Annotated in this window: 7 protein-coding genes and 2 pseudogenes; 8 read left to right on the top strand and 1 reads right to left on the bottom strand. The window is 63.5% G+C overall.

Going from position 1 to position 10,474, the window contains the following annotated elements; genetic code table 11:
- Positions 1–127: pseudogene (locus tag AB4Z11_RS11245) on the bottom strand (MarR family transcriptional regulator); the annotation flags it as partial.
- Positions 128–277: 150 nt separating this feature from the next.
- Between AB4Z11_RS11245 and AB4Z11_RS11240 the strand changes: the two are divergent.
- The 8 genes and pseudogenes from AB4Z11_RS11240 to AB4Z11_RS11205 form a co-directional block, all read left to right on the top strand.
- On the top strand, positions 278–1,195 hold the full coding sequence (locus tag AB4Z11_RS11240; RefSeq protein WP_442025334.1) for a DMT family transporter: 918 nt from the start codon (positions 278–280) through the stop codon (positions 1,193–1,195).
- A 1-nt stretch (position 1,196) separates the two neighbouring features.
- On the top strand, positions 1,197–2,135 hold the full coding sequence (locus AB4Z11_RS11235) for a GlxA family transcriptional regulator (RefSeq protein ID WP_442025333.1): 939 nt from the start codon (positions 1,197–1,199) through the stop codon (positions 2,133–2,135).
- Positions 2,136–2,226: 91 nt separating this feature from the next.
- The gene (gene astC, locus AB4Z11_RS11230; RefSeq protein WP_442025332.1) at positions 2,227–3,465 is read left to right on the top strand and encodes an acetylornithine/succinylornithine family transaminase; all 1,239 of its coding nucleotides are present in this window, start codon (positions 2,227–2,229) and stop codon (positions 3,463–3,465) included.
- Positions 3,466–3,550: 85 nt separating this feature from the next.
- Entirely contained in the window at positions 3,551–4,582 is a 1,032-nt protein-coding gene (locus AB4Z11_RS11225) for an arginine N-succinyltransferase (RefSeq protein WP_442025331.1), read from the top strand.
- Positions 4,583–4,596: 14 nt separating this feature from the next.
- On the top strand, positions 4,597–5,646 hold the full coding sequence (gene astA / locus AB4Z11_RS11220) for an arginine N-succinyltransferase (protein WP_442025330.1): 1,050 nt from the start codon (positions 4,597–4,599) through the stop codon (positions 5,644–5,646).
- Positions 5,639–7,105, top strand: coding sequence for a succinylglutamate-semialdehyde dehydrogenase (gene astD / locus AB4Z11_RS11215; protein WP_442025329.1), 1,467 nt, complete (start codon positions 5,639–5,641; stop codon positions 7,103–7,105). The genes astA and astD overlap by 8 nt, the downstream gene beginning before the upstream one ends.
- Positions 7,106–7,113: 8 nt before the next feature.
- Positions 7,114–8,454, top strand: coding sequence for an N-succinylarginine dihydrolase (gene astB / locus AB4Z11_RS11210; protein ID WP_442025328.1), 1,341 nt, complete (start codon positions 7,114–7,116; stop codon positions 8,452–8,454).
- 30 nt (positions 8,455–8,484) lie between these two features.
- Positions 8,485–10,474: pseudogene (locus AB4Z11_RS11205) on the top strand (NAD-glutamate dehydrogenase domain-containing protein); the annotation flags it as partial.

The raw sequence follows: 10,474 nt of genomic DNA, 5'->3' as shown, positions 1-10,474 counted from the left end.
GGGTAGCGATGATATCGAATTGTGCATGAGTCAGGCCGCAGCGGCGAACATGCTCGCCGGACAGACGTTCAAAGCCTTGCATGCACTCGGCCAGCAGCCGGATTGATTTCAAATAACGTTCGCCCATGGTGCGTGATTATAGCGCCCAGAACCGTGACCCCAGGTGCCTGCCACGCCGTGGCAGGCACCAGCTCCATGCCGGTGGTTTTGCTTGTGCACGCGGCTCTTCGAGATTCCGTTACCATATGCAGATAAATAACATTAACATCTGACTATCATGCCTCAACACGCGCGCGGAATACTGGCCTTGCTGATTGTGACCCTGGTCTGGGGCACGACTTTCCCCGCGATGAAGGACATGACGAATTACCTGTCGCCCAACTGGATCGTGGTGTCGCGCTTCGGCATTGCCAGCGTGCTGCTGCTGCCTTTCATCTGGCGCGCGCGCTGGAGCGACCTGCACTACGGCTTCYTGTCCGGCGTGCTGCTGTTCTTCTGCTATCTGTTCCAGGTGGAGGGCCTGTCGCTGACCACCTCCAACCGCAACGCCTTCATCTGCGGCCTGAACGTGCTGGTGGTGCCGCTGCTGGGCATCGTCATGGGCAAGTGGCCGGACCGCCGCATCGTGGTGGCGCTGGTGCTGGCCGTGGCCGGCCTGTTTGCCCTGTGCTGGGAAGGCACGCTGACCTGGAGCCGCGGCGATACCCTGGCCCTGATGGCAGCGCTGGCCTTCGGTGCGTATATCAAAGTCATGGAAGTGGTGACCCGCAAGGCGGAGCGCCTGATGACGCTGACCGCGTCCCAGATCATGACGGTGGCGGCGCTGGCCGGCCTGTGGATTCTGCTGCGCGAGGTGCCGCGCGGTGCCGTGTCGGTGCCGAACGACGCCAACGATTACTACGCCTACATCTGGGAAGGGCTGAAGCTGTACAAATGGAATCTGATTTACCTGGGCGTGGTGGCCACGGCGGCCATTATTTCCCTGCAAACCTGGGGCCAGAGCCACGCCACCGCCAATGAGGCGGCCGTGATCTATGCCTTCGAGCCTGCCTGCGCCGCCATTTTCGGCTATTTCTGGCTGGGCGAAGTCCTCGGCTGGATGGGCCTGCTCGGCGCGATCCTGTTGATCTCCGGTATGATAGTGAGCCAGTGGAATACCCCTGAGCGGCCGCCGACGTCGCTCGCCCCAGAATAAGATGTCATTTGACCAACTCAGCCGCTTGACCAAGGAGCAGCCCCTGCGCGTGCTGCTGGTCAATGCGGGCGAACCGGACAGCCTCACCTGGTCCGGCCTGGTCCAGCCTCTGCGGCTGGCCCAGCGCATCCTCAAGCAAGGTTTCGAACTGGCGATCCGCACGCCCGAGCAGGCGGTGGCCGAGCCGGGCGACTGGGACCTGGCCCTGGTGGCGGCCGACGAGCAGCAAGGTCCGCTGCCGGATGGTCTGGCGCGTGCCCTGATTGCCCGTTGCCGTGAAGCGAGCTACTGGGGTGGCGTGGGCGCCGGCGTGCTGTGGCTGGCCGATTCGGGCGCCTGCGGCGGCCTGCGCATCGCGCTGCCGTGGGCGCTGTATGCGGATACCGAAGACATCACCGAGCGCGCCATCCTCACCCCCAACCTGTACGAGATCGACGGCCGCCTGCTCAGCTGCTGCGGCGGCGCGGCCAGCCTGGACTTTGCGCTGACCCTGGTGGAGTCCCTGTTCGGCTCGCRGGTGCAGGCCGAGATCAAGGAAGCCCTGTGCATCGACCGCGTGCGCGGCCCGGACGAGCGGCAGCGCGTGGCCCTGCAAGCCCGCTTCGGGGCGCTGCAGCCCAAGCTGTCCGAGGCCGTCACCCTGATGGAAGCCAATATCGAGGAACCCCTCTCGACGGACGACATCGCCGGCCTGGTCGGCCTGTCGCGCCGCCAGCTGGAGCGCCTGTTCAAGCAATACCTGGGCAGTCTGCCGTCGCGCTACTACCTGGAACTGCGCCTGCAACGTGCCCGGCAGTTGCTGCTGGAAACAAATCATTCCATCGTGCAGGTCGGGCTGATGTGCGGGTTCTCTTCCGGCTCGCACTTCTCTACCGCTTTTGGCACATTGTTCGGCAATACCCCGAGGGAGGAACGCCAGCGCAAGCTCGCTGCAAGCTGAGCATTTTTGAAAATCCTTGTCGCAGATTCAAAAGAGTTTTAGCATCCCCGCTTTTACAATGCAGTACACCTTACTGAATGGGGATTTGCCAATGAACGCCAAGCTTGACTCGACTGCAACCACTCGCCCTGTCACCCGGCAGACTTTTGATGAAGTGATGGTGCCGACCTACGCACCCGCCTCCATGGTTCCAGTTCGTGCATCTGGCCTGGATCTCTGGGATCAGCAAGGCAAGCACTACCTGGACTTCACCTCCGGCATCGCCGTGGCCGCCCTCGGCCATTGCAACCCTGTCGTGGTGGAAGCCCTGACCAGGCAGGCCAATACCCTGTGGCACCTGGGCAATGGCTACACCAATGAACCGGTGCTGCGCCTGGCCCTGGCCATGACCGAAGCCACCTTCGCCGACCGCGCCTTCTTCTGCAACTCCGGCGCCGAAGCCAACGAAGCGGCCCTGAAGCTGGCCCGTAAATACGCCCACGGCAAATTCGGCGCGCACAAGTCGCGCATCGTGTCCTGCCTGAACTCCTTCCACGGCCGTACCCTGTTCACCGTGTCCGTTGGCGGCCAGTCCAAGTACACCGAAGGCTTCGAACCGCTGCCGCCGTCGCTGGACCACATCCCTTACAACGATATCGAAGCTGCCCGCGCCGCCATCGGCGACGACGTGTGCGCCGTGATCGTTGAGCCGGTGCAGGGTGAAGGCGGCGTGATGCCGGGCAATCCTGAATACCTGAAGGAGCTGCGCGAACTGTGCGACAAGACCGGCGCCCTGCTGATCTTCGACGAAGTGCAGTGCGGCATGGGCCGTACCGGTTCGCTGTTCGCCTACCAGGGGTATGGCATCACCCCGGACATCCTGACCGTCGCCAAAGCGCTGGGCAATGGCTACCCGATCGGCGCCATGCTGACCACCGAGGAACTGGCCAAGACCCTGTCCGTCGGCACCCATGGCACCACCTACGGCGGCAACCCGCTGGCCACCACCGTGGCACTGACCGTATTCGACACCATCAACCAGCCGGCCTTCCTGGCGCGCGTGAAGGAAGCGTCCGAGAAGCTGATCGCCAAGCTGGAAGGCCTGGTGCGCGACTTCCCGCAAGTGTTCTCCTCCGTGCGCGGCGCCGGCCTGCTGCTGGGCCTGGTGGTGGCCGAGCCGTTCAAGGGCCGTTCCAAGGACATCCAGCGCGCCGCTGAAGCGCATGGCCTGATGGTGCTGATCGCCGGCACCGACGTGGTGCGTATGGCGCCTGCGCTGGTCGTGTCCGATGCGCAGATCGATGAGGCGGACCGCCTGATGCGCCTGGGTATCGCCGATCTGACCAAGTAATTCCAGGGTCCACGGACCAACATGGCAGGGCGGGCCGCCCGGTAATTCCGGGCCCCGCCATTTCATTTAACAAGAAGGAGTCCCCATGTATGTAGTCCGTCCGGTAGAAATAGCGGATATTGCCGCCCTCGAAAAGCTGGCGGCGGTGACCATGCCGGGAGTGCATACGCTGCCGAAAACGCGCGAGAAAATCGAGCAGGCGGTGGAGCGTTCGCTGGCATCGTTCTCCGCGCATGTCGATATCCCGAGCGAAGAATCCTACCTGTTCGTGCTGGAGTCGCTGGCCGAACGCAAGATCTGCGGCACCGCGTCCATCTTCGCCTCCGCCGGCTCCAACGGCACCTACTTCTCCTTCCGCAACGACGTGATCCAGCAGGTGTCGCGTGACCTGAACATCAGCCACAGCGTGCATGCGCTGACCCTGTGTTCCGAGCTGACCGCGTATTCGCAGCTATCCAGTTTCTACGTGGACGAGAAAGTGCAGCACCGCCCGGAAGCGGCGCTGCTGTCGCGTTCCCGTCTGCTGTTTGCCGTGCAGGCGCCGCACCGTTTTGGCGACCGCTTCTTCGTGCCGCTGGCCGGCGTGACCGACGATAACGGCGGCTCCCCGTTCTGGGACGCCCTCGGCCGCAAGTTCTTCAAGATGGACTTCCTGGATGCCGAGCGCACCATCGGCGGTGCGCGTAACCGCACGCTGATCGTGGAACTGATGCCGCACTACCCCGTGTACGTGCCGCTGCTGCCGGGCGATGCGCAAGCTGCCATGGGACAGATCCATCCGTCCGGCGAACTGGCGTTCAATCTGCTGACTTCCGAAGGTTTCGAAGCGGACGAGTACATCGATATTTTCGACGGCGGCCCGATTCTGCAGGCCCACAAGCATTCGCTGCGTACCTTCACCTCCTCGCTGACCCGCCGCGTGGCGACGGCCAGCACACCGGCCGATGGCGACGCCGTGGCGACCTACGCGATCTCCACCCGCCCCGACCAGCACTTCCGCGCTGTGACGCTGGCTTGCCCGGCGCTGGAAAACACCGACACCATTGCCCTGCCGCCGAACGTGCAGGACATCCTGCGCGTTGCCGAAGGCGACAGCGTTACCTGCGTCCGCATCTGATACGAGAGCACACTATGCTAGTTGTACGCGCCATCAAAGCGACCGACCTGGACGGACTGTTCAACCTGGCCAGCCAGGTCGGCACCGGCATGACCACGCTGAAACCCGATATGAAAATGATGGGCGATCGCGTGGAAGTGGCCGTGGCCTCTTTCGCCGAAACCATTCCGCCCGAACAGCGCGACTATATGTTCGTGATGGAAGACACCGTCAATGGCCGCCTGGCCGGCGTGTGCGCCATCAAGGGCGCGGTCGGCCTGACCGAACCTTTCTACAACTACCGCATCGGCACCCTGGTGCACTCCAGCCGCGAACTGAATGTGTTCACGCGCATGGACACGCTGTACCTGTCGAACGACCTGACCGGCTGCTCCGAGCTGTGCTCCCTGTTCCTGCACCCGGACTACCGCCAGGGCAATAACGGCAAGCTGCTGTCCAAGAGCCGCTTCCTGTTCATCGCCCAGTTCCCACACCTGTTCGAGCAGAAAATCATCGCCGAGATGCGCGGCTACCAGGCGCCGGACGGTTCCTCGCCGTTCTATGAAGGCCTGGGCCGCCACTTCTTCAAGATGGACTTCCACCACGTGGACGACCTTACCGCGCTGGGCAAGAAGTCCTTCATCGCCGAACTGATGCCGCGCCAGCCGATGTACGTGGAATACCTGCCGAAAGATGCGCAGGAAGCCATCGGCAAGGTGCACGTATCGACCGCGCCTGCGCGCCGCCTGCTGGAGCAGGAAGGCATGTACTACGAGGGCTATGTCGACATCTTCGATGCCGGCCCCGTGATGCAGGCACGCGTGTCCGAACTGCGCGGCGTGCGCGAGAGCGAACTGGTGACCGTGGATGCGGACACCGATATGGCCCACGCCTGCGCGCCCGATTCGCACGAGCCACTGCTTGTTTCGAATGTCACCATGAAGGACTTCCGCATGATCGTGACGGAAGCCACCCCGGTCAACGGCAAACTCGATCTGTCGCACGCCGACCAGCAACTGCTGCACGTTCATCCGAACGATAACGTGCGCACCCTGTCTCTCAATGTGAGGAAGAACAATGTCTGAACTGAGCAATTTCATCAACGGCCAATGGAAGGCCGGTCAAGGCGAGCAGCTGGTTACCGTGAACCCGGCGGACGGCAAGCAGACTTACAGCAGCAAGGCTTCCACCGCTGAAGACGTGAACGCCGCCGTGGCCGCGGCGCGCGCCGCTTTCGATGACTGGGCCTATCGTCCAATCGAAGAGCGCATCGTGATCGTTACCAAATTCCGCGACCTGCTGAAGGAGAACGCGGAAGACCTGGCGCTGACCATTTCCGAAGAAGTGGGCAAGCCGCTGTGGGAAGCGCGTACCGAAGTGACCACCATGGCCAACAAGGTGGACATCTCCCTGCAGTCCTACAATGCCCGCACCGGCGAGAACCGCAACAAGGTTGCCGATGGCGAGGCCGTGCTGCGCCACCGTCCGCACGGCGTGTTCGGCGTGTTCGGTCCCTACAACTTCCCGGGCCACCTGCCGAACGGCCATATTGTGCCTGCGCTGATCGCCGGTAACGCCATCGTCTTCAAGCCAAGCGAATTCGCACCGCGCACCGCCATCAAGACCGTAGCGCTGTGGGAAAAGGCTGGCGTACCGGCCGGCGTGGTCAACCTGGTCAACGGCGCCCGCGACACCGGCATCGCGCTGGGCCAGAGCGAGATCGACGGCGTGCTGTTTACCGGTTCCAGCCAGACCGGCGCGGCGCTGCACAAGCAGTTCGCCGGCCAGACGGGCAAGCTGCTGGCGCTGGAAATGGGCGGCAACAATCCTCTCGTGGTGTGGAATGTGAAAGACATCGATGCTGCGGTGTTCATGGCGGTGTCCTCTGCCTTTATCTCGGCCGGCCAGCGCTGCACCTGCGCGCGCCGCATCATCGTGCAGAAGGGCGCCGAGGGCGACGCCTTCGTGCAGCGCTTCGTTGAAGTGTCGGCCAAGCTGGGCGTAGGCGCTCCGGCAGCCGAACCTGCACCGTTCATGGGGCCTGTGGTTTCCGCAGCCGTGGCTGAAAAGCTGGTGCAGGCGCAGGGCATGATGGTGGAGAAGGGCGGCAAAGTGCTGCTGGAAATGCGCCAGCTGCAGGCAGGCACCGGCTTCGTCTCCGCCGGCATCGTGGACACCACCGATGCGAAAGGCATCCCGGACGAAGAATGGTTCGGTCCACTGGCCCAGATTATCCGCGTCGACAGCTTCGACGAAGCGATCCGCGCTGCCAACGCCACCCAGTACGGTCTGGCGTCCGGCCTGCTGTCCAACGACGAATCGCTGTGGCAGAAGTTTAATCTGCGCGCACGCGCCGGCATCGTGAACTGGAACCGCCCGACCACGGGTGCTGCCAGCTCGGCGCCGTTCGGTGGCGTCGGCAAGTCGGGCAACCATCGTCCAAGCGCTTACTACGCGGCTGACTACTGCGCCTATCCGGTGGCATCGATCGAGAACAGCGCGCTGGAAATGCCGGCCAAGCTGTCCCCTGGCATGAACTTCTGAGGATCACAATGCACCCAGCTCGCGAATTCAATTTTGATGGCCTGGTAGGCCCGTCCCATAACTATGCCGGGCTCTCGTTCGGCAATGTGGCCTCCTTCAATAACGTGAAGAGCGCATCGAATCCGAAGCTGGCCGCGCTGCAAGGCCTGGCCAAGATGCGCGAGCTGGCAAAGCGCGGCTTCGCGCAAGCCGTGATGCCGCCGCAGGACCGTCCCAACTTCCGCCTGCTGCGCAGCCTGGGTTTCACCGGCAGCGATGCCGAAGTGATCTCGAAGGCGTTCAAGGCGTCGCCGGTCATCCTGGCCTGCGCCTACTCGGCCTCGCCGATGTGGACCGCCAATGCTGCCACCGTCAGCCCTTCGCCCGACACGGCGGATGGCCGCGTGCATTTCACTCCGGCCAACCTGAATAACAAGCTGCACCGCGCTTTTGAACATCTGCAATCGGCGCGCACCCTGCGCGCGATCTTTGCGGATTCGAAGCGCTTCATGGTGCACGATGCGCTGCCCGGCACGCCGGCCTTCGGCGACGAAGGTGCGGCCAATCACACCCGCCTGGCTGCTTCGCATGGCGATGCGGCCGTCGAGATGTTCGTGTATGGCCGCGTGGAGTTCGATGCATCCGCGCCTGCGCCGAAGCGCTATCCGGCACGCCACACCCTGGAAGCTTCGCAGGCGGTCGCCCGCCTGCATGGCCTGAATGCCGACCGCTCGGTCTTCATCCAGCAGAATCCGGACGTGATCGACCAGGGCGTGTTCCACAACGACGTGATCGCGGTCGGTAATGCCAACGTGCTGTTCTACCACGAGCAGGCCTTCGCGGACGAGCAGGACACGCTGGCCCAGCTGCGCAACGCCATGTCCGGCGTGGGCGCTGAGCTGAACGCCATTCGCGTGGATACGGGCGCCGTGTCCGTGGCCGATGCGGTGTCGAGCTATCTTTTCAATACCCAGCTGCTGTCCAAGCCTGATGGCAAGATGGCGCTGGTGACCCCGCATGAGTGCCAGGAGATCACCTCCGTGGCCAGGTACCTGGATGGCCTGGTGAAGTCCGGCGGCCCGGTCGATGAGCTGATCCAGTTCGACCTGCGCCAGTCCATGCGTAATGGCGGCGGTCCTGCGTGCCTGCGCCTGCGCGTGGCGCTGACCGATGAGGAGGCAGCCGCCATGCACCAGGGTGTGATCATGACGGAAGACCTGTATCAAAAACTGGTAGCATGGGTGGAGAAACACTATCGCGACCACCTCGAACCGCAAGATCTCGCGGACCCGCAACTGGCGATCGAGGTGCACACCGCACTGCAAGAGCTGGAACAGATTCTGGGCCTACCCGGCCTGTACGCGCTGTAAGCAAATACACACAACGTATTGGAGATGCAGATGAAACAAATGCCGCAAGAGCTGCGCAAGCAGACGCTCGACCTCGTCAACGCAAGCAAGGGTGGTGGGGAAGTCCCCTCGCTGATTGCCGCCTGGCTCAGCGCCCTGGATGACGAAGACCTGGCAGACGTTTCCCCCGACAGCCTGGCCCCCGTGCTGGTGGAAGGCTTCACCCAGGCAGCCCGCCGCACCAGCGAAGGCTGCCAGATTGCGCGCCTGAGCTACACCGATGCGCGCGGCGGCAAGGCCACGGCCCTGCTRATTCTGAACGACGACATGCCTTATCTGGTGGACTCCATCGTCATGGCCATGCGCAAGCTGCGCGTTACCGCGAACGGCGTGCTGAACGCCGTGCTGCCGGTGCGCCGTAATGCGGACGGCGTGGTGGAAGCCGTCGGCCAGCAGGGCGACAAGCTGGAATCCTATGTTCTCTGCCTGCTGTCCGAACAGCTTGAGGAGCCGCAGCTGAAAGAGCTGGCCGAGCGCATCGAAATGGTGGCGCGCGACGCCGCCATCGTGCGCCGCGACCTGCCTGCGATGAAGGAGCGCTTCTCCGCCATCGCCGCCGACGCAGCGACCCATGGCGAAGAAGGCCAGGAAGTCGCGGCCTTCCTCGAATGGGCCAAGAATGAAGGCTTCGAAGCCCACGGTTACGCTTATTACCAGGTGAAGCCGGGCGCACGCGAACTGGAACGCGACATCCCTAGCCGCATCGGCGTGCTGCAGGATACGGCGCACCCGGTCTACGGCACCTGCATCGCCAATATCCCTGGCGACTTCGACACGCTGTCCAAGCGTGGCCACACCCTGTCCATCGTCAAGGCGGACGTGGGCGGTACCCTGCACCGCGATCAGCAGCTGGACTTCATCGGCATCCGCAACAGCGACGCCAAAGGCGCCATCCTCGGCGAGCACTGCTTCGTGGGCTTGTTCACCCGTGCTGCGTCGATCACTCCGCTGGCCACCATGCCTTTTGCCCGCGGCCGCATCGCACAAGTGCTGAAGATTGCGGGCGTGCGCGAAACCGGCTTCCGCGCCGAGAAATTCATCGAGATCCTGGAATCGCTGCCGCGCACCGAAGCGCTGGAAGCGGAGCCGCAACAGCTGGCCGAGTTGTGCAGCGCCGTCGTGTCGCTCTACAAGCAGCCACGCGCCAAAGTGTTTGCGCGCCGCGACGTCTACACCCGCCACCTGAACGTGCTGGTCTACATCCCGCGCGAACGCTTCAGCTCCAGCGTGGCACATGCACTGGCGCGCGCCCTGCAGGAAAGCTCCGGCGCTACCCACGTCAGCTCGCAGACCCTGGTGGCGGATGGCCCGCTGGCCCGTCTCTACCTGATCGCGCATGCTGCGCGTTATCCGCTGGACCTGGAAAGCGATATCCAGCGTCCGCTGCTGACCATCCTGGATGGCTGGCACAACGAATTCTCCGAACTGGCCGACAAGGTTGGCGAAGAACCGCTGCGCAACAGCATGCGCAAGCTGTGCGCCACCTTGCCGGTCGACTACGTCGCCGCGACGCCGCCAAGCGTGGCCTTCCATGACCTGGACAAGATCCTGCGCAATGGCGACGGTTCCCGCATCGCCGTGCGTGTTGAGCTGGCGTCGGAACACAATCCTGCCACCACCATCCGCCTGTATTCGGAAGACCGCGTGCCTGCGCTGTCTGCGATCCTGCCAGCCCTGCATAACGCGGGCGTGGCGATCGACCGCGAAGCTGCGCACTCGATCCGTACCGCCGACGGCAAGCGTCATTACGTAACCAGCCTGGCCGTGGATGCCGACAGCGCCGCCAAACTGGCGCACGAGGGCATTGCCGAAGTGGCGCAAGACCTGTTCACCCAGCTGTTCAACGATGAAGCCGAAGACGGCCGCCTGAATGGTCTGGTCGTCGAAGGCGGCCTGGATGCACGCCAGGTGCTGCTGGTGCGCGCTTACATGAGCTACTGGCGCCAGACCGGTACGCAATTCTCCGTGCGCTATATCGCGG

Source organism: Pseudoduganella sp. RAF53_2 (assembly GCF_052113985.1).
Classification (GTDB): domain Bacteria; phylum Pseudomonadota; class Gammaproteobacteria; order Burkholderiales; family Burkholderiaceae_D; genus Rugamonas.
This window is presented reverse-complemented; position numbering and strand designations above follow the sequence as displayed.

Coding starts and splice junctions, on each gene's coding strand:
- astC (WP_442025332.1), top strand. CDS start 2,227: ATGAACGCCAAGCTTGACTCGACTGCAACCACTCGCCCTGTCACCCGG.
- AB4Z11_RS11225 (WP_442025331.1), top strand. CDS start 3,551: ATGTATGTAGTCCGTCCGGTAGAAATAGCGGATATTGCCGCCCTCGAA.
- astA (WP_442025330.1), top strand. CDS start 4,597: ATGCTAGTTGTACGCGCCATCAAAGCGACCGACCTGGACGGACTGTTC.
- astD (WP_442025329.1), top strand. CDS start 5,639: ATGTCTGAACTGAGCAATTTCATCAACGGCCAATGGAAGGCCGGTCAA.
- astB (WP_442025328.1), top strand. CDS start 7,114: ATGCACCCAGCTCGCGAATTCAATTTTGATGGCCTGGTAGGCCCGTCC.